The organism is Streptomyces sp. WZ.A104, from assembly GCF_002382885.1.
Lineage (GTDB): Bacteria > Actinomycetota > Actinomycetes > Streptomycetales > Streptomycetaceae > Streptomyces.
In genome coordinates, this window is record NZ_NWVL01000002.1 from 15,103 (window position 1) to 33,486 (window position 18,384).

Annotated in this window: 16 protein-coding genes and 1 tRNA gene; 5 read left to right on the forward strand and 12 right to left on the reverse strand. The window is 70.1% G+C overall.

Translation table 11 applies throughout. The annotated features are described in order from the left end of the window. Positions 1-32: 32 nt before the first annotated feature. On the reverse strand, positions 33-197 hold the full coding sequence (locus CIB93_RS37600; protein ID WP_179499912.1) for a hypothetical protein: 165 nt from the start codon (positions 195-197) through the stop codon (positions 33-35). 131 nt (positions 198-328) lie between these two features. After that, positions 329-403, reverse strand: a tRNA-Val gene (locus CIB93_RS01145). Between the two features lie 224 nt (positions 404-627). Here CIB93_RS01145 and CIB93_RS01150 point away from each other — a divergent pair. The 3 genes from CIB93_RS01150 to CIB93_RS01160 all read left to right on the forward strand — a co-directional run bounded on the left by CIB93_RS01150 (position 628) and on the right by CIB93_RS01160 (position 3,479). Then, positions 628-1,428, forward strand: a complete 801-nt coding sequence (locus tag CIB93_RS01150; protein ID WP_096623088.1) for a DUF4097 family beta strand repeat-containing protein — start codon at positions 628-630, stop codon at positions 1,426-1,428. Positions 1,429-1,683: 255 nt separating this feature from the next. Beyond that, a complete protein-coding gene (locus tag CIB93_RS01155; protein ID WP_179499913.1) occupies positions 1,684-2,985 on the forward strand; it encodes a hypothetical protein in 1,302 nt (433 codons plus the stop codon). 275 nt (positions 2,986-3,260) lie between these two features. Then, the gene (locus CIB93_RS01160) at positions 3,261-3,479 is read left to right on the forward strand and encodes a zinc ribbon domain-containing protein (RefSeq protein ID WP_096623090.1); all 219 of its coding nucleotides are present in this window, start codon (positions 3,261-3,263) and stop codon (positions 3,477-3,479) included. Positions 3,480-3,593: 114 nt separating this feature from the next. On the opposite strand, the gene CIB93_RS01165 is transcribed toward CIB93_RS01160, so the two are convergent. The 4 genes from CIB93_RS01165 to CIB93_RS01180 form a co-directional block, all read right to left on the reverse strand. Continuing rightward, a complete protein-coding gene (locus CIB93_RS01165; protein ID WP_096623091.1) occupies positions 3,594-4,253 on the reverse strand; it encodes an O-methyltransferase in 660 nt (219 codons plus the stop codon). 101 nt (positions 4,254-4,354) lie between these two features. Continuing rightward, positions 4,355-5,221 (reverse strand): HAD family hydrolase, encoded by an 867-nt coding sequence (locus tag CIB93_RS01170; protein WP_096623093.1) that lies wholly within the window; start codon positions 5,219-5,221, stop codon positions 4,355-4,357. Next, on the reverse strand, positions 5,218-7,782 hold the full coding sequence (locus CIB93_RS01175; RefSeq protein ID WP_179499914.1) for a phosphoribosyltransferase: 2,565 nt from the start codon (positions 7,780-7,782) through the stop codon (positions 5,218-5,220). The genes CIB93_RS01170 and CIB93_RS01175 overlap by 4 nt, the downstream gene beginning before the upstream one ends. Before the next feature lie 10 nt (positions 7,783-7,792). After that, a complete protein-coding gene (locus tag CIB93_RS01180; protein WP_096623095.1) occupies positions 7,793-8,977 on the reverse strand; it encodes an HpcH/HpaI aldolase/citrate lyase family protein in 1,185 nt (394 codons plus the stop codon). A 211-nt stretch (positions 8,978-9,188) separates the two neighbouring features. Here CIB93_RS01180 and CIB93_RS01185 point away from each other — a divergent pair, with 211 nt between their 5' ends. Continuing rightward, on the forward strand, positions 9,189-10,184 hold the full coding sequence (locus tag CIB93_RS01185; RefSeq protein ID WP_096623097.1) for a TerD family protein: 996 nt from the start codon (positions 9,189-9,191) through the stop codon (positions 10,182-10,184). A gap of 57 nt (positions 10,185-10,241) precedes the next feature. Here CIB93_RS01185 and CIB93_RS01190 read toward each other — a convergent pair whose 3' ends face one another. From CIB93_RS01190 to CIB93_RS01215, 6 genes are all read right to left on the reverse strand, one after another. Beyond that, on the reverse strand, positions 10,242-10,976 hold the full coding sequence (locus CIB93_RS01190) for a Tellurium resistance (protein WP_096623099.1): 735 nt from the start codon (positions 10,974-10,976) through the stop codon (positions 10,242-10,244). Between the two features lie 182 nt (positions 10,977-11,158). Beyond that, entirely contained in the window at positions 11,159-12,322 is a 1,164-nt protein-coding gene (locus tag CIB93_RS01195; protein ID WP_096623101.1) for a DUF475 domain-containing protein, read from the reverse strand. 70 nt (positions 12,323-12,392) lie between these two features. Continuing rightward, positions 12,393-12,968 (reverse strand): TerD family protein, encoded by a 576-nt coding sequence (locus CIB93_RS01200; protein WP_096623103.1) that lies wholly within the window; start codon positions 12,966-12,968, stop codon positions 12,393-12,395. A 240-nt stretch (positions 12,969-13,208) separates the two neighbouring features. Continuing rightward, positions 13,209-13,784 (reverse strand): TerD family protein, encoded by a 576-nt coding sequence (locus CIB93_RS01205; protein ID WP_096623105.1) that lies wholly within the window; start codon positions 13,782-13,784, stop codon positions 13,209-13,211. A 137-nt stretch (positions 13,785-13,921) separates the two neighbouring features. Continuing rightward, positions 13,922-14,380, reverse strand: coding sequence for a peroxiredoxin (locus tag CIB93_RS01210; RefSeq protein WP_096623107.1), 459 nt, complete (start codon positions 14,378-14,380; stop codon positions 13,922-13,924). Between the two features lie 259 nt (positions 14,381-14,639). Then, positions 14,640-15,077, reverse strand: coding sequence for a DUF3052 domain-containing protein (locus CIB93_RS01215; protein WP_003969400.1), 438 nt, complete (start codon positions 15,075-15,077; stop codon positions 14,640-14,642). A gap of 504 nt (positions 15,078-15,581) precedes the next feature. On the opposite strand from CIB93_RS01215, the gene aceE reads away from it, so the two are divergent. After that, positions 15,582-18,314, forward strand: a complete 2,733-nt coding sequence (gene aceE, locus CIB93_RS01220) for a pyruvate dehydrogenase (acetyl-transferring), homodimeric type (RefSeq protein ID WP_096623109.1) — start codon at positions 15,582-15,584, stop codon at positions 18,312-18,314. Positions 18,315-18,384 lie beyond the last annotated feature (70 nt).

Below are 18,384 nucleotides of genomic sequence, written 5' to 3' on the forward strand. Positions count from 1 at the left end.
CCGGTAGCTTCCGGAAAGTCGGCATGCCCGGATCAGGCGTCGCCCACGCCCAGGGCCATACGCAGCCAGCCGAGGCCGTCCTGTGACAGAAGCCCGTCGGCGGGCCGGTTCGCGGTCTCGGCGACGAGACGGCCACGGCTGTTACGGCCTTGAGCGTCGGCCTGGCCCCGTCGCACATCGTCGACAACGGGCGGCACGCCTTGATCCTGCACACCTCCACCCACGCCGAACTGTGCGAACAACTCGGCGGCTCCGGCCACTACTTCCCCTTGATGGCAAGGTGGACACCAAAGGCCCCCAACCATGATCAGTTGGGGGCCTTCGTGTCTGGTGGGCGCGGACGGTTTCGAACCGCCGACATCTGCTTTGTAAGAGCAGCGCTCTACCCCTGAGCTACGCACCCGTGGATGAGGCAACAGCGTACATGGACGGGGGCCCTGCTCATAAACCGATTCGGCGGGACCGGTCGGCGGCGGCTCCGGGCCGCCGGGGACCGGGGGATAACCCCACCCCGGAGACGGTGGCCGCCCGGATCCCGTCGGGGGCTTCCAGTGCATACGGTTTGAGGGAACCGGGCGGGACGTCCGGTGGCACCGTCCGGCCGTACTCACTGGGGGATCGATCACCGTGGACATCGTTTCGAGCGCACCGAACCGAACCCGTCGCGGGGTGCGCGGTCGGGTTCTCGCCCTGGGGGGTGGGGTCGCGCTGCTGGCGCTCGGCATCACCGGGTGCGGGGGGACCAACGTGGATGACGCGCCTGTGGAGCGGAAGACGTTCGCGTTGGAGGGGAAGACCTTGACCATCGACGCCGAGAACAGCTCCGTGGAGCTCGTGCCCGCCGACGTGGAGCAGGTCGAGGTCGAGCGGCAGGTCGACGGATGGGTGATGTTCGGCAGTGGGCCCGATCCTGTGTGGGCTGTGGACGCAGACACCCTGACGTTGCACATGAAGTGCAAGGCCATGATCAACAACTGCGAGGCCCGGCACCGGGTGAAGGTGCCGCGCGGGGTGAGCGTGACGGCGGTGGCGGACAACGGGAGAGTCAGCGCCACCGGGTTCGACCGGCCGCTGGAGCTGTCCTCCTCCAACGGCGAAGTCCACGTCCGGGACGTGAGCGGGACGCTCAAGCTGCAGAGCGACAACGGGCAGGTGCTGGCGGAACGGATATCCTCCGCCTCCGTCGTCGCCAGGTCGGACAACGGCGAGGTCCGGTTGGACTTCAACACCGTGCCCGATCTCGTGGACACTGTGAGCGACAACGGCGGCATCACCATCGACCTGCCTGCGGGCGGGAAGAAGTACGCCGTCAGCGCCTCCGCCGACAACGGCGACGTCTCGATCGGCGTGCCGCGCAGCGACGACAGCGCTCACGTGGTGAAGGCCCGCAGCGACAATGGTCAAGTCACCGTGCGAAGCGCGAACTAACCGACCCGTGTGTTCGTCCTTACCTGGTGGGAGAATGTACCGGGCAGGGGCGGAACAGCACGGGAGAGGGATGTGACGGCGACGCACACGCGGCCAGAGGCACGAGCGGGTGGGAGTTCCGCCGTCAAGGGCGATCAGCGAGCCCGAGCCCGCGAAAGCCAGGAGGGCCGGGGCGCGCACCGTGTCCAAGGGGGCCGCCCCAGGGGCCGTGGTCAAGGGGGGCGTGGCCAAGGGGGGCGGGATCTGCTGGCGCTTGTGCTGCTGCCCGTGCCCCTCCTGCTTGCCGCGCTGCCCGCCGCCTTCGCCGGGGGCGGTACGCGCCGGTGGTTCGGCGGGCGTGGTGAGAATCAGCGGGCCGAGGCGCAGGCCGCGAAGGACGCCGCCGCCGAGGCCTTCTACGAGCTCGACAGCGCCCAGCGCGATCTCAGGATCTCCATCGAGACCATCAACGCCGTGGACAGTTCCTCGCGCGGCCGCAAGGCCTCCGAGGACTTCGCCGCGCTGAGCCACCGCATCGACGCGGTCAGCCACGCGTACATCACCGCCGTCGACTCCCATGACCTGGACCGGGACGATCTGGAGCCCTCCGTCGCCTCCCGGGCCCGCACCGAGCTCACCCGGGCCAAGGACGACCTCGTCCGGGTCAAGGGCGAGCTGGACCGGTTCGCGCAGGGGCTCGGGCCCCTCCTGGGCACTGCGGAGACCCAGCTCGCCCGGCTCGCCCCCGCCGTGGAGCGGGCCCGGCAGGCGCTCCTGGCCGCCAGCAACGCCCTCGATGCCGTACGGGCCGCGGGGCTGCGGGCCGATGAGCTCGCCGCCCGGCTCGCCGCGCTCGCCCCGGAGCTGACCAAGCTGAACCAGGGTGCCGGAAAGCACGGGGTCGCCGAGACACTCCAGCGCGCCGACGTCGTACTGCGCGACGCCGAGGCCGTACGTACCGAAGCCGAGCGGCTGCCCGAGCGGGCCGCCGAGATCGACCGGCGCCTGGTCTCCCTTCGTACCCGCGCCCAGGCCCTCACCACTCGCGCCGGGTCGGTCGAGCCGGTCCTCAGCGAACTACGGCGTCGCTTCTCCGCCGCCTGCTGGCAGGACCTCCAGCCCATCCCGGAGCAGGCCGCCGTCAACGTACGACAGGCCGAGGACAAGCTCGCCGAGGCAGCCAAGGCGCGCGATGAGCAGCGCTGGGCGGACGCCACCTCGCGGCTCTCCACCGTCCGGGCCCTCCTCAACTCCGTCGACGAGGCGGTCTCCACCGCAGGAGACCGGTTGCAGCGGCTCGATGCCGTGGCGAAAGACCCGCAGCAGGAGATCGAGCGGACCCGGTTCGCGGTCCGGGACGCCCAGCGCCTCGCCATGGCCGGGCGGCACACCCCCGATCCCCGGCACGCGCGGCCGCTCGACGACTCCGTGGCCCGGCTGGAGCGCGCCATCACCGGCCTGGAAGGGCGCCACCCCGATTACTGGCACTTCCTGACCGAGACCGAAGCCGTCCGACGGACCGCCGCCCGCGTCGTCTCCGACATCCGCGAAGAGCGCGGCAGCGGCGCCGGGGCGTAGCTGCGTGCGGCGTAGCTGCGTGCGGCGTAGCTGCGTGCCGTGCGTTGCAGGGCTGTCTGGTGCCGTACCTTGCCGTGCCCGGCTCGCGATACGGTGCGAGGTCCTCGGGCGCCGTGTCGGGTCGTGTCGGGCCGTGCCGGGCTCGCGACGCGGTGCCTGCTCGCGCCGTGGCGTACGTCGCGATGCGCTGCACCTTCCCGCCTTGCCCACCGCCTGCCCGAGGCCTATAGCCCTCGTCGTAGCCGTGCGGGCGCGGGTGGCTCTAGCCTTGGCCCATGCCTCGCTATGAATTCCGCTGCCGCACCTGCGGCGACACGTTCGAAGTCAGCCGCCCCATGGCCCAGTCCTCGGACCCCGCCTCCTGTCCCCTCGGCCACGACGACACCGTCAAGCTGCTGTCCGCCGTGGCCGTGGGTGGTGCCGCCGGGGCCGCGCCCGACTCGTCCGGCGGCGGAGGGGGCGGGGGCTGCTGCGGCGGTGGGTGCTGCGGCTGAACCGTAGCCCGCCCCACCCGAGCCTTACCCCGCCGCCACCCGCGCCCGCACCCGCACCCGCACCCCAACTGTGCCGGACCTGCGCCGGACCTGAGCCGGACGGCCTGGTGAGCGCTACTTCTTACGGGAAAGTGTCAGGCCGTCCGCGACCGTCAGCAGCACGCTGTCCATCCGGTCGTCCGCGCTCACGTGGTCGTTGAACTCCTTGATCGCCGCTGTCGGGCCCGTCGCCTCCGGGTCCGTCACGCCGCCGTGGAAGAGCACGTTGTCCGTGGCGATGACCCCGCCCTGCCGCATCCGGGGCACCAGCTCCTCCCAGTACGCGATGTAGCCGCCCTTGTCCGCGTCCAGGTAGGCGAAGTCGATGTGCGGCTCGGCGGGCATCGCGCGCAGCGTGTCCAGGGCCGGGGCGATCCGCAAGTCGATCCGGTCCGCGACGCCCGCCTTCTCCCAGGCCTCCCGGCCGTACGCCGTCCACTCCTCCGAGATGTCGCAGGCGATCAGCCTGCCGTCGGCGGGCAGCGCCTGGGCCATCGCCAGTGCGCTGAAGCCGGTGAACGTCCCGACCTCCACCACATGCCGGGCGCCCACCAGCCGGACGAGGAACGCCAGCAGCGGGGCCTGCTCCTCGGCCGACACCATGCCCGCGTGGTCGGGGAACCGGGCGTACGTGGTGTCCACCAGCTCCCGCTGGACCGGGTCCAGCGGCGGATTGTGGGCCAGCATGTACGCGTACAGCTCGTCCGTGATCGTGGTCTCGTTGCCCTTGGTCATCCGGGTGCGCTTCCCTCTGTCGTGTCGTCCGTGAAGAAGAGCTGTCGGGGCCTCCGCGCCCGTCCGCCGCTCTCCACCCCAGCCTCGCGCAACCAGCGCCCCTACGCAGAGGAAGCGGAGGAATCAGAGGACGCGGCGGACGCGGCGGAAGAAGCCGTCAGGAAGCGGCGGAGGATCTCCTCCCCTGCTGCCCCTCCCCTCGCCTCCAGTGCCTCGACGTGCGGGGCCCGCCAGCCCTCGTCCGCGAGCTCGCCGTGGCCGGGGCGCCAGCCCAGGTCGGCGGCGAGCAGCAGGTCGGCGTCGAGGAGAGAGTCCCCGGCGGCGAGCGTGCGGGTGGCGCCGGAGCGGCGGGCCACCTCGTGCATCGCGGCGCTCTTGGTGAGCGGTGCCGGGACCGCGTAGATCTTGCGGCCCTGGAGGGAGACCGTCCAGCCGCGGGGCCGCGCCCAGGCCGCCAGTTCCTTCACCCACTCCTCAGGGAGGAGGGAGCGCTCGACGACGAGGTACGCGAAGAGGTTCTCGGCCACGCGGTCCTTGAGGAGCCAGGCCGGGTCGGCGGTCGTGGCGAGGTGGGCCCGGATCTCGGTGAGGGGGGCGCACTCGTCGGCGATGCGGGTCTCCACCCGCGCCTGCCAGTCCGGGTCGGAGACCCCGTCGACGAGGATGTGGCCGCCGTTGGCGCAGATCGCGTACCGGGGGGTGGGGCCGGGGAGGTGGATGCGGTGGTACTGCTCGCGGGTCCGGGTGGTGGTCGGGACGAAGAGCGTCGAGGTCGCCACCTCGGTGAGCAGTGCGGCCGCCGTCTCCGTCATGTACGAGAGGGGCTTGTGGCCGTACACCTCCACGCACAGGAGCCGGGGGGCCTCCGCGTCCGGCATCGACAGGTCGAGTGAGGCCGCCGAGTAGATGAGCGTACGGTCGAGGTCGCTCGCCACCAGGGTGACCGGTGAAGTCTCGCTCACGCTCATGCGCCCTGCACCGCCTTGCCGTCCGCGCCCGTCGCACCGCGCGTGAACCGGGGATGGATCAGACCGACACAGCTGTACGGGAGGTCGTCGACCTCCTCGACCGGGACGCCCCGCTGCTCGGCCAGCAGCCGGATGTGCTCCAGGTCCGTGCCTGCTCCACGCTTCGCGAGGATCTTCCAGGGGACCCGGCGCAGCAGCACCCGGGTGGTCTCGCCGACGCCGGGCTTGACCAGGTTCACGTCGTGGATGCCGTACTCCTCGCTGATCCGCTCGACGGCCGCCCAGCCCTCCCAGGTCGGGGCGCGGTCGGCGGCGAGCAGCTCCTTCGCCTCGGCGTCGACCTGGTCCGCCACCTCGTCGAAGCGCGCGGCCACCGCCGCCAGGAAGTCGCCGGAGACATCGGCCCCCGCCAGCTCGCGGTAGAACTTCGCGCCGTGGAAGTCGTCGGGGCCGACCAGGTCGGCGCGGAGCACCGTACGGGAGATGAGGCCGGAGACGGTGGAGTTGAGGCAGGCGGAAGGGATCAGGTAGTCCTCGCGGGTGCCGTACGTGCGGACGCAGCCGCCCGGATCGGCGAGCACCGCGATCTCCGGGTCGAAGCCGGCGCGGCCGCCAGGACCCGTGGCGCCCTCAGCCCTCTCCTGCGCCTCGAACTCACTTATGGCCGCTGCCAGTTCGCGGGTGATCGCACCCTTCCCCGTCCAGCCGTCGACGAACACCACGTCGGCCGGGTCGTGGTGGGCGGCGAGCCAGCGCAGGGCGTTGGCGTCGATGCCCCGGCCCCGGACGATGGAGATGGCGTAGTGCGGGAGGTCCAGCCCGTGCCGGTGGCGGGCCCAGTGGCGCATCAGCACCCCGACGGGCGTTCCGGCGCGGGCGAGCGAGACGAGGACCGGGCGCGGGCCGCGTTCGGCGAGGACCGTCTCGGTGACGGTGCCCACCGCGCGGGCGATGCGGGCGGCGGAGGTGTCCAGGGCGGCCGTGAACAGGGCCTGGTACTCGGGGCTCGGCTGGTACTCGACGGGCAGTGACTCCGCGTAGTGCGCGCCGCCGCTCTGGATCGCCTCCTCGCGCTCCTCGGTGGGCGCCTCCAGCTCGGTGTCCGAGAGGTCCTGGAGGAGCCAGCCGACGTCCTCCGGTGCGTAACTGGAGAAGTCGGGGCCTCGGAGGGGCTCGGGCAGCACGGAGGGCTCCTGCCGGTGGGGGACGGGTGCGGGGGCGGGGGTGTACGAGGGGATGACCGCGAGGAGTACGTGGCCGGTGTGCTCGGCGAGGCGGGCCAGCAGGCCGTCGGGGGCGTGCAGTTCGGGGGTGTCGGCGGCGGAGTCGACGACGGCGACCACCGCGTCGAAGCCCGCGCCCGCCACGTTGTACGCGTACCGGTCGCCGGGTCCGTCAGCCGGGTCGTCGTGGGCCGGGAAGACCAGGCGGGTGCGTATCGCGTAGCCGGGGTCGTCGACGGCGAGGACCGGGGAGCGGGTGGTGGTGGAGTAGCGGACCTCGGTGTCGGCCGCGTCGGCTCCCAGCACCTCTTCCAGTGCGGTGCCCAGGCGCAGCGGCGCGTACATCAGCTCCTCGAAGCCGAGGACGAGGACCCGGCGGACGTCGCTTCCCAGGGCACCCGCAATCCGCTCCGCCAGAACCGGAAGCGCCGATTCGAGGGCCGCCCGGTGGACCGGGGTGAAGCCGTGCCGGCCGCCGTCGGGGACGCCTGCGGGCCAGCCGAGATCGACGCGGGTGACGGGAGCGGGGACCTGTGCGGAGCGCGGCGGGGAGACGGGGGCCTCCGCCTCCTGCGCCGCCACCAGGGCCTGTCCGTGTTCCAGTACGCCGTCCGGCAGGGCGACCGTGCCGCTGCTGCGGGCCACCAGGTCCACCCGGGCCCCGATCTCGGCGGCGAAGGCCGTCAGCCGGTCGCGGTCCTCCGGTGAGCGCATGTCGACCAGGGCGACGATCACGTACCGTTCGCGCGGGTGCAGGTCGTGCAGGGTGCGGATGGTGTTCAGGACCGTGTTGCCGGTGGAGAACTCGTCGTCGACCAGGACCAGAACGGAAGCACCTGCCTCCGCACCGGCATCCGGGCGCCCCGCCAGCAGCTCCCGGTCCTCCGGCAGCAGTAGGTGCGAGGTGGCGTGCGAGTGGGACTCCTCGAAGCCGCCCGCCTGTTCGACGCCCGGCACCGGGCGCCGGGTGGAGTGGAGGTACGGGGCGTCCCGCAGGCCGTCCGCGACGGCGTGGCCGAGGCCGGTGGCCGTCTCCGCGTACCCGAGGACGACCGCGCGGCGGGCCTCCTCCGCGCCGAGCAGCTCCCGCACCCGCTCGCCGAGCGCGAAGCCTTCTCCGTACACGACGGAGGGTCGCTGGGGCACGTGCTTGCCCAGCACGTTCGACACGAGCAGATGTGCCCGCTTGGGGTTACGGCGCAGGGCGAGTCCCAGCAGTTCCCGGAGTTCCCCGTCGCCTTCCAGGGCGACTCCCAGCCGCTCCGCCACCCAGCTGCCCGACCACACCACGTCCACGGTCTCTTCTCTGGTCTCTTGTCCCGCCGCGCGCTCGCTCATCGATACGCGCTCAGTTCGTCAGGCCTGCGGCCAGCAGGTCCACGAAGCCGACGTCTTCCCTGGCCACCCCGAAGACCTCGGCCCGCTGGAGCGTGCGCTCGGCCCAGGCCCGGTGGGGCTTCACTTCGTTCATCTTGTTCGTATACGCGGAGCGCAGCACGCCGCCGCCGCCGCGCTCGGGCCGCAGGATGTCCTGGGCGTCCGTGAACTCCTCGTGGCTGACCACGGACAGCGCGTGCACGGGCGCCACGTGGGAGGGGTGGATGCAGGTCTTGCCGAGCAGGCCGTTGGCACGGTCGAGCTCGATCTCCCGCAGCAGGCCGTCCAGGTCGTGCTCGATGAGTGCCGTACGCAGCTCCTCGGCCCGGCCCTCCAGGAAGGGGCTGCGGCGCAGCTGGGGCTTGAACATGCGTTCCTGGCGCCGGAAGTACTCCCAGACAGGGCCGGTGATCGTGAAGCCGGTGCCGTCGGCGCGGCCCAGCACGTTGACCACGTCGGCGATCACGGAGCCGACGATCTGGACGTCGTACGCCGTCATGTCGGGTGCTCGGCGTAGTCCGTAGGCCGAGCAGAAGTCCGTGACGCCGAGCCGCAGGGCGAGCACCCGGTCCCGGTACTTGTCGACGCTGCGGGCGATGCCCTGGAGGATCTCGGCGCGGGTCTCCAGGTGGAGCAGCTCGGGCGATTCGAGGACCGGCATGGCGAAGAGCCGCTGTCCGCAGGCGCTTTCTGCCTCGGCGAGAGCCTCCAGGAACAGGGCTCCACGCTCTTCGGTGAATTTGGGAAGTACGAAACCGGACAACATCCGGACCGCGTCGCCGAGGCGCTCCACGAGGTCGGTGATCTGGGCCGGTTCGCGGACCCGGATGAAGAGCAGCGGCACGTCGGGGGCGGTGGGGCCCGGGGACTCGGACCGGGCGGCGAGGGCGGCGAACTGCCTGATCAGATTGGCCTCGGCGGCGACCACCTCGGCGTCGTCGATCGAGTCCTCCAGGCAGAGCACCATGGAGACGACGCCGCGCCCGGCCTGCTTCAGCACGTCGTCGGCCAGGGCCGGGCGGGTGGCCGGGGAGTAGAGCGTGGCCCCCAGTGCGACCGAGAGCAGCCGCGCCGGGGAGCGCGTGCTGAAGTCGCAGGGCTCCCGGAAGAACAGACCCTCCCGGGTCGCGGGCGCTATGTGCCCGAAGTGACGCATGAGTTTCCCCCGAACTGCCTGACCGGCCGGACAACGTATGGCCGGTAATAGTACGTACGGACGGGTGTCAACAGTTCCGCAAGGACATGAATTTCCGGTTACCCGGCAGTCACCCGCCCTCCTCCCGCGGTACCGTCCCGCCCTGCCGGCGCGGTCTCCGGGCACAGACGTGCCGCCCCCGCGTTGTCCACACAAGCCCCCAGCAGGCAGGATGACGGTCATGACGCACACGATGCTGAAGGGCTCGAACGTCCCCGTCGATGCCGCGGCCGTACGGGCCGTGCTGCGCTGGACCCCGGGCGCCGGGGTTCCCGACGTGGACGCCTCCGCCCTGCTCCTCGGTGCGTCCGGCCGGGTGCGGTCCGACGAGGACTTCGTCTTCTACAACCAGCCCCGGCACCCCTCCGGCCTGGTCCGGCGGCTGCCGAAGCGCAGTGTGCCGGAAGGGCTGACGGACACGGTCGAGGCGGATCTCGGCGCGCTCGACGCCTCCGTGGACCAGGTGGTCATCGCTGCCTCCTCGGACGGCGCCGCCTTTGAGCAGGTTCCCGACCTGCGGATACTTCTCTTCGATGCCGCGTCCGCCGGGGGCGAGCCGCTGGCCGTGTTCGACGTGCGGCCGGAGACCGGCGAAGAGACCGCGATCATCTGCGGCGAGCTGTACCGGCGCGGTGAGGGGTGGAAGTTCCGTGCGGTCGGCCAGGGCTATCCCACCGGGCTGATCGGACTGGCCACCGCCTTCGGGATCTCGGTCGACGATTCGGAGGCCGGCGGGGAGGACGAGAGCGCGGCCGCCGCGCAGGCGGGGGCCCAGCCCTCCGCCGTCCGGCCCGAGGCCCCGCAGTCGTCGGCCCCGCAGCCTCAGCCGCAGGTCTCGCAGCCCCCGTCTGGGGCGCAGTCCGCTCAGCCTGCCCCGGCGGCCGTGCCCCCGGCGCCGCCCGTGCCTCCGCGGCCCGCTCCGATGCCCGCGGCCGCCGGGGCCGGTGGTCCGGACTCCCAGGCCACGGTCCTGCATCAGCAGCCCTCCTACGGCTACCCGCCTGCCGCCGCACCTCCCGCGGCGGCCCACCAGCCTGCGTACGGCTACCCTCAGCCCGCCGCCGCGCCGCCCGCGTACGGCTATCCCCAGCCCGCGGCGGCCGCCGCGCACGCACCCGACCCGCATTTCGTGCTGCCCCCCCAAGGTCCGCAGTTCATCCGGGCCTGACGATCCGGGCGCCCGGGCCGCGAAGCCCGCGTCCGGCGGCTCAGGTGCGGGAGCGGCTCAGGTACGGGACTTGTAGCCGCGGCCCCACTGCATGCCGTAGCCGTACAGCCGGTCCAGCTCCGACTGGAATCCGTAGACGAACTTCACCTCGCGGCGCACGATCAGCTCGCCCTTGGTGTTGTCGACGGTGAACACCGCGCAGGACCGGGCCTGCGGTGCGCGCTCGTCCAGGTCGATCTCGATGCGCGGCCCGTGCCCCGGGTACAGCGTGATCTTCGCGTGGGTACGGTCGAAGGCGGGCGTCTGGTCGTAGATGTAGACGAAGAACAGCAGCCGCTTGATCTGTTCGCGCTGATCGAGGTTGACGTAGACCGTCTCCCCCGAAGGCGCGCCGAACCGGTCGTCGCCGCTGAGCCGGATGTACGGCGGGGCGTTGAGGTCGCCGACCAGGCCGCCCAGCGGCTGCACGACCCCCTTGGTACCGTCCGTCAGCTCGTACATGCAGCCGAGGTCCAGGTCGACGTCGACGACGCCCTGGGTGTGCGCCTGGACCACCTCGGGCTGGAAGAGCTTGAGAGGGCGGCGCAGCCGGCCGCTCTGTCGGGAGCGGCCCTCGATGTCCGAGGTCCGCATCCGCCAGGACAGGTTGACCCGGAGATTGCCCGACAGGGCGCCCTGTTCGGTGAGCGAGATCGTCGCGTTCCGCTTGGTCAGCTCGATGGCGCTCGACGTGGCATTGCCCGAGTCGAACTGTGCCGCGCGCAGCGGTCGCAAGCCGTCGAAGAATCCCATTCCAACCCCCACCTGTTGGCGCGCCTGTCGGCGTGCTCGTTCTCGCGCCTGCTCTCGCGCCCGCACGCATGACAGCACCCGGACATCGCTGCGGGGCGGCCGCCCGGGCCGGGTCCGGGAGATCCCGGAGAGCCGTCGCCGTGTGGCCGCCCCGCAGAGAGCGTTCCTCAATCCCTACCGGGTCACACCCCGGAGGTGACTTCGGCCTTGGCACCGGAGCTGGGGCCGTCGCTCCCACCACCCCCGTCGGCAGCCGCGAGCGCCCTGTTGCGGCGCAGGGAGGACCAGAAGGACAGCCCGATCAGGACGACGCCGACCAGACCGGTGATGATCTCGCTGATCTCGTACTGGATGGTGATCAGCAGGATGACCGACAGGGCACCGATCGCGTAGTGCGCGCCGTGCTCCAGGTAGACGTAGTCGTCCAGTGTGCCCTCGCGCACCAGGTAGACGGTGAGCGAACGGACGTACATGGCGCCGATGCCGAGGCCGAGGGCCATGAGCACGATCTCGTTGGTGATCGCGAAGGCGCCGATGACGCCGTCGAAGGAGAACGAGGCGTCCAGGACTTCCAGGTAGAGGAAGAGGAAGAACGCGGCCTTTCCGGCGAGGGCGACCCCGGTGACGGGCTTGCCCTTCCTCTTGGCCTCTTCCTCGGCCTCGTGCTCACGCTCCTCCTCCTCTTCGAGCTTGTTCTCGAAGAATCCGGAGAGCCCGCCGACGACGAGGTAGGTGATCAGACCGGCGATGCCGGAGAGCATGACGGTCGACGCCTTGTCCACGTGCCCGCCACCGTGCTGGTGGGCGTTGGTCGCGAAGGTCATGGCGGTGATCAGCAGGATGATCAGCGCGACGCAGACCGACAGCATGTCGACCTTGCCGAGCTTGGCGAGCGGACGCTCGATCCAGCGCAGCCAGTGGATGTCCCGGTCCTCGTCGAAGATGAAGTCGAGGAAGATCATCAGCAGGAACATGCCACCGAAGGCGGCGATCGACGGATGGGCGTCCGTGACCAGTTCCTTGTATCTGTCCGGGTCGTTGAAGGACAGGTCGATGGCCTCGATCGGACCGAGCTGGGCACTCACGGCCACGATCACGACGGGGAACACCAGCCGCATACCGAAGACGGCGATGAGAATGCCGATGGTGAGGAAGATCTTCTGCCAGAAGGCATTCATCTTCTTCAGGATTCCGGCGTTGATCACCGCGTTGTCGAAGGACAGCGAGATCTCCAGGATCGACAGGATCGCGACGATACCGAAGGCCTGCCACCCCCCGTAGAAAAACGCCGCAACCAGGCCGAGCGCGGTGACCGCGAACGACCAGCCGAAGGTTTTCAGAACCACTGCCTACCCCATCGTGTTGTGTAAGGGTCTCCCCTGGTGTCTTTCGGGGGCTCCCCCGCGCCGTGCGCGGCTATGAAACGTTGACGCCGAAGTCTAGAGCGATGCCGCGGAGCCCTGACGCGTACCCCTGACCGACCGCACGGAATTTCCACTCGCCGTTGTACCGGTAGAGCTCGCCGAAGATCATCGCGGTCTCCGTGGAGGCGTCCTCGCTCAGGTCGTAGCGGGCCAGCTCCTGGCCGTCGGCCTGGTTGACCACCCGGATGAAGGCGTTGCTGACCTGGCCGAACGCCTGCCCCCGGTTCTCCGCCTCGTGGATCGAGACCGGGAAGACGATCTTGTCGCAGTGGGCGGGCACCTGGTCGAGGCGGACGATGACGGACTCGTCGTCGCCGTCGCCCTCACCTGTGAGGTTGTCGCCGGTGTGCTCGACGGAGCCGTCGGGGCTCGTGAGGTTGTTGTAGAAGACGAACCACTCGTCACCGAGCACCCGGCCCGACTGGCACAGCAGTGCGCTCGCGTCGAGGTCGAAGTCCGCTCCGGTGGTGGAGCGTGCGTCCCAGCCGAGCCCGACCAGCACCTGTGTGAGGTTGGGTGCGACCTTGGAGAGGGAGACATTGCCTCCCTTGGCGAGCGTGACGCCCATGTGTGTCCTCCCCTAGTCGTGTGAACGCTGCCAGGGGGCTCCCCGGACACGGTCCGCCGGACACCCCCCGAGCGCGTCCGGCGCCGCATATGCATGCGGCGCCGGACGCGGTGGTGCGGGAGCGCTGTGAGCGCTCCGTACTTCTGCTGCTGCGAGCGTCAGAGCTTCTGCTGCTGCTCAGAGCCTCAGAGCTTCTGCTGCTTCTGCGAGCCCCAGAGCTCCTGCTGCTGCTTCAGAGCCTCAGACGTTGACGCCGAAGTCCTGCGCGATGCCGCGCAGACCCGAGGCGTAGCCCTGGCCGATGGCGCGGAACTTCCACTCGGCGCCGTTGCGGTAGAGCTCGCCGAAGACCATCGCGGTCTCCGTCGAGGCGTCCTCGCTCAGGTCGTAGCGGGCCAGCTCGGTGTTGTCGGCCTGGTTGACCACGCGGATGTACGCGTTGCGGACCTGACCGAAGCTCTGCTGGCGGGTCTCGGCCTCGTAGATCGAGACCGGGAAGACGATCTTGTCGACGTCGGCGGGGACACCGGCGAGGTTCACCTTGATGACCTCGTCGTCGCCCTCGCCCTCACCGGTGAGGTTGTCACCGGTGTGCTCGACGGAGCCGTCGGGGCTCTTCAGGTTGTTGAAGAAGACGAAATTGCCGTCCGCCGCGACCTTGCCCTCGGCGTTCGCCAGCAGCGCGCTGGCGTCGAGGTCGAAGTCTCCGCCGGTGGTGGTGCGGGCGTCCCAGCCCAGACCGACGATGACCGCGGTCAGGTTGGGCGCGGCCTTGGTCAGCGAGACGTTGCCGCCCTTGCTGAGGCTGACTCCCACGAGTCCTCCAGTAGTTTTCTCAGGGGCCGGCAGACACCAGCGTCCCCGTCGTTCGTTGGCATCGGATCAACGATTGGATCCTAGTGACCGGTTCCCGGCCGAAACAGCTTATGGCCGGGCGCCGCCAGGAGATCGTCTCAGAGCGCTTCGAGCGCCTTGATGTAGTCCTTCAGGTCGCGTGCGTCCGGGAGGCCGTTGACGACGCTCCAGCGGACGACGCCCGCCTTGTCGATGACGAAGGTGCCGCGCACCGCGCAGCCCTTGCCCTCGTCGAAGACACCGTAGGCCCGCGAGGCCTCGCCGTGCGGCCAGAAGTCGGACAGCAGCGGGTACTCCAGGCCCTCCTGCTCGGCGAAGACGCGCAGGGTGTGGATGGAGTCGTTGGAGACGGCGAGCAGCTGGGTGTCGTCGTTCTCGAAGCGCGGCAGCTCGTCGCGGAGCTCGCACAGCTCGCCCGTGCAGACGCCGGTGAAGGCGAACGGGTAGAACACCAGCACCACGTTCTTCTCACCGCGGAACTCCGAGAGCCGCACGGTCCGGCCGTGGTTGTCCTTGAGTTCAAAGTCCGGGGCCTCGGTGCCGACCTCGATCGCCATGGAAACACGCATCCCTTCGCCGCTTCTCCGCGTCCCGGGCGGGGGCCGTCCGGGTGACACCCACCCTACGCAGAGCCGCGGGCCGGTCTCCAAGCACCCGTGGCCTCCGCCCGCCGACCCCGGCCGCGGGCAATCCGAAGGCCCGGGGCCGCCGAAGACCCGGGACATACGAAGGCTTCCACGGCCACAGGCGTACGAAGGCCCCCACGAGCACAGTGTTGTGCGCCCGTGGGGGCCCCGGGGTGGTGCAGAGAGTGGTTCAGCGCTTGGCCTTGGCCCCCTTGGGGGTGACCAGACGGCTGCCCGTCCAGTCCTTGCCCGCGCTGATGCTCTTGGTCTGGGCGAGACCGGCTGTCTGGGCAGCCTCATTGATGTCGCTCGGTTCGACGTATCCGTCACGGCCGGTCTTCGGCGTCATCAGCCAGACCGTACCGCCGTCCTCGATCAGACCAATGGCATCCACCAGCGCGTCCGTAAGGTCGCCGTCCTCGTCACGGAACCAGAGCAGGACGACGTCTGCGACGTCGTCGTACTCCTCGTCGACGAGTTCCTGGCCGGTAGTGGCCTCAATGCCCTCACGGAGCTCCAGCTCGACGTCGTCGTCGTAGCCGATCTCCTGGACCACCTGTCCGGGCTCGAACCCCAGGCGTGCTGCCGGGTTGGTCCGCTCCTCCGCGTGGTCCGCGGTCGCGCTCACGGGTTGCCTCCTGATCATGTCTTCGGAAAATGCTGCCCACGCGCGTGCGCGGGGCGTAGGCCGTAGTCCACACGGGCCCGGCGAATCGCGCAAGTACCCAGCGTGCGAGACCGCCGAAACGGTGACGTTCCCTGCCACGTCACCGCAAGCTCCGGCATGTCTCTCCGGCGGCTCCCCCGGGTCGCCCCTGGGTCGCTCCATCCGTTTACGTCCTTCCTCAGCTTATGCCGTTTCGATCCGCCAATCGGAGTCGAACAGCCTTTGGGAACGCTTGGACGCCTTGGGCGTAAGGTTGCGGTTTGCCCGTACCCAGCCGCGTACTGCCCATACTCGTGCCCCGCGGACGAGTTTTCGCAACCCTCGGGGTTACCCAACGGTAGAGATGACGTTTGGACCCTCGCGGTAGCACGATGGAGACGGCGCGCACAGAGTTGACAGAGCTGTCCGGGGTTACATTCCCCGTAACAGGCCCCGTAGAGCACCACCGAACAGCGAAGGAACAGTGTGGCTTCCGGATCCGATCGCAACCCGATCATCATTGGCGGCCTTCCGAGCCAGGTCCCGGACTTCGATCCCGAGGAGACCCGGGAGTGGCTCGACTCCCTCGACGCCGCCGTCGACGAGCGCGGCCGTGAGCGGGCCCGCTATCTGATGCTCCGGCTCATCGAGCGCGCGCGGGAGAAGCGCGTCGCGGTGCCCGAGATGCGCAGCACGGACTACGTGAACACGATCGCCACGAAGGACGAGCCGTTCTTCCCCGGCGACGAGGAGATCGAGCGCAAGGTCCTCAACGCGACCCGCTGGAACGCCGCCGTGATGGTCTCGCGGGCGCAGCGCCCCGGGATCGGCGTCGGCGGCCACATCGCCACCTTCGCGTCCTCCGCCTCGCTGTACGACGTGGGCTTCAACCACTTCTTCCGGGGCAAGGACGAGGGCGACGGCGGCGACCAGATCTTCTTCCAGGGGCACGCCTCCCCGGGGATCTACGCCCGCGCGTTCCTGCTGGACCGGCTGAGCGAGGCCCAGCTCGACGCGTTCCGCCAGGAGAAGTCGAAGGCCCCCAACGGCCTGTCCAGCTACCCGCACCCGCGGCTGATGCCGGACTTCTGGGAGTTCCCGACCGTCTCGATGGGTCTCGGCCCGCTCGGCGCGATCTACCAGGCGCGGATGAACCGCTACATGGAGGCGCGCGGCATCGCCGACACCTCCAAGTCGCATGTGTGGGCCTATCTCGGCGACGGTGAGATGGACGAGCCGGAGTCGCTGGGCCAGCTGTCCATCGCCGCCCGTGAGGGCCTGGACAACCTGACCTTCGTGGTCAACTGCAACCTCCAGCGGCTGGACGGCCCGGTACGCGGCAACGGCAAGATCATCCAGGAGCTGGAGTCGCAGTTCCGGGGTGCCGGCTGGAACGTCATCAAGCTGGTCTGGGACCGCTCCTGGGACCCGCTGCTGGCGCAGGACCGCACGGGCATCCTGGTCAACAAGCTCAACACCACGCCGGACGGCCAGTTCCAGACGTACGCCACGGAGACCGGCGCGTACATCCGTGACCACTTCTTCGGCGACGACCCGCGGCTGCGGGACATGGTCAAGGACATGACCGACCAGCAGATCCTGCACCTGGGCCGCGGCGGTCACGACCACCGCAAGGTTTACGCGGCCTACGCGGCGGCCAAGGCGCACAAGGGCCAGCCGACGGTGATCCTCGCCCAGACGGTCAAGGGCTGGACGCTGGGGCCGAACTTCGAGGGCCGCAACGCGACCCATCAGATGAAGAAGCTCACGGTCGAGGACCTCAAGCGGTTCCGCGACCGGCTGCACATCCCGATCACCGACAAGCAGCTGGACGAGGGCTACCCGCCCTACTACCACCCGGGCCGTGACTCGGAGGAGATCCAGTACATGCACGACCGCCGCCAGAGTCTGGGCGGTTACGTCCCGACCCGGGTCGTGCGGGCGAAGCCGCTGCCGCAGCCCGTGGAGAAGACGTACGCGGCCGCGAAGAAGGGATCAGGTTCGCAGTCGATCGCCACCACCATGGCGTTCGTCCGCATCCTGAAGGACCTCATGCGGGACAAGGAGATCGGCAAGCGTTTCGTGCTGATCGCGCCCGATGAGTACCGCACCTTCGGCATGGACGCGTTCTTCCCGAGCGCGAAGATCTACAACCCGCTCGGCCAGCAGTACGAGGCGGTCGACCGGGAGCTGCTGCTCGCGTACAAGGAGTCCCCGACCGGGCAGATGCTGCACGACGGCATCAGCGAGGCCGGCTGCACGGCCTCGCTGATCGCGGCCGGTTCGGCGTACGCCACGCACGGCGAGCCGCTGATCCCGGTGTACGTCTTCTACTCGATGTTCGGGTTCCAGCGCACCGGTGACCAGTTCTGGCAGATGGCCGACCAGCTCTCGCGCGGTTTCGTGCTGGGCGCGACCGCCGGGCGTACGACGCTGACCGGTGAGGGTCTCCAGCACGCGGACGGTCACTCGCAGCTGCTCGCCTCGACGAACCCGGGCTGCGTCGCGTACGACCCGGCCTTCGGGTACGAGATCGCGCACATCATGCAGGACGGGCTGCGCCGGATGTACGGCGAGGCCAACGAGGACGTCTTCTACTACCTCACCGTCTACAACGAGCCGATCCAGCACCCGGCCGAGCCCGAGAACGTGGACGTGGACGGCATCCTCAAGGGTGTCTACCGCTTCAAGCAGGGCGAGGCGGGCGAGATCCCGGCGCAGATCCTGGCGTCCGGCGTGGCGGTCCCGTGGGCCGTCGAGGCGCAGAAGATCCTCGCCGAGGAGTGGAACGTCAAGGCGGACGTCTGGTCGGCGACCTCCTGGAACGAGCTGCGCCGCGAGGCCGTGGACGTCGAGCGCTACAACCTCCTGCATCCGGAGGAGGAGCAGCGCGTCCCGTATGTGACCAAGAAGCTCGAAGGGGCCCAGGGCCCGTTCGTCGCGGTCTCGGACTGGATGCGTTCGGTGCCGGACCAGATCGCGCGCTGGGTGCCGGGGGCGTACCAGTCGCTGGGCGCCGACGGCTTCGGCTTCGCGGACACCCGTGGCGCGGCCCGCCGGTTCTTCCACATCGACGCGCAGTCGATCGTGCTGGCGGTGCTCACGGAGCTGGCCAAGGAGGGCAAGATCGACCGGTCGGCCCTGAAGACGGCGGTGGACCGCTACGAGCTCCTGGATGTGGCCGCGGCCGATCCGGGCGCGGCGGGCGGCGACGCGTAGCCGCGGGCTTCCGTACGGATCCGAGGGGCGGTGACGCGTGTGCGTCGCCGCCCCTCGGCGTGTCCGGGGG

Bases quoted from the DNA above. Each gene is read 5' to 3' on its own strand.
- CIB93_RS01185 (WP_096623097.1), top strand. From the start codon at position 9,189: ATGACGGTCATGACGCACACGATGCTGAAGGGCTCGAACGTCCCCGTC.
- CIB93_RS01200 (WP_096623103.1), bottom strand. From the start codon at position 12,968: ATGGGCGTCACGCTCGCCAAGGGAGGCAATGTCTCCCTCTCCAAGGTC.
- CIB93_RS01190 (WP_096623099.1), bottom strand. From the start codon at position 10,976: ATGGGATTCTTCGACGGCTTGCGACCGCTGCGCGCGGCACAGTTCGAC.
- CIB93_RS01175 (WP_179499914.1), bottom strand. From the start codon at position 7,782: ATGAGCGAGCGCGCGGCGGGACAAGAGACCAGAGAAGAGACCGTGGAC.
- CIB93_RS01170 (WP_096623093.1), bottom strand. From the start codon at position 5,221: ATGAGCGTGAGCGAGACTTCACCGGTCACCCTGGTGGCGAGCGACCTC.
- CIB93_RS01180 (WP_096623095.1), bottom strand. From the start codon at position 8,977: ATGCGTCACTTCGGGCACATAGCGCCCGCGACCCGGGAGGGTCTGTTC.
- CIB93_RS01160 (WP_096623090.1), top strand. From the start codon at position 3,261: ATGCCTCGCTATGAATTCCGCTGCCGCACCTGCGGCGACACGTTCGAA.
- CIB93_RS01210 (WP_096623107.1), bottom strand. From the start codon at position 14,380: ATGGCGATCGAGGTCGGCACCGAGGCCCCGGACTTTGAACTCAAGGAC.
- CIB93_RS01165 (WP_096623091.1), bottom strand. From the start codon at position 4,253: ATGACCAAGGGCAACGAGACCACGATCACGGACGAGCTGTACGCGTAC.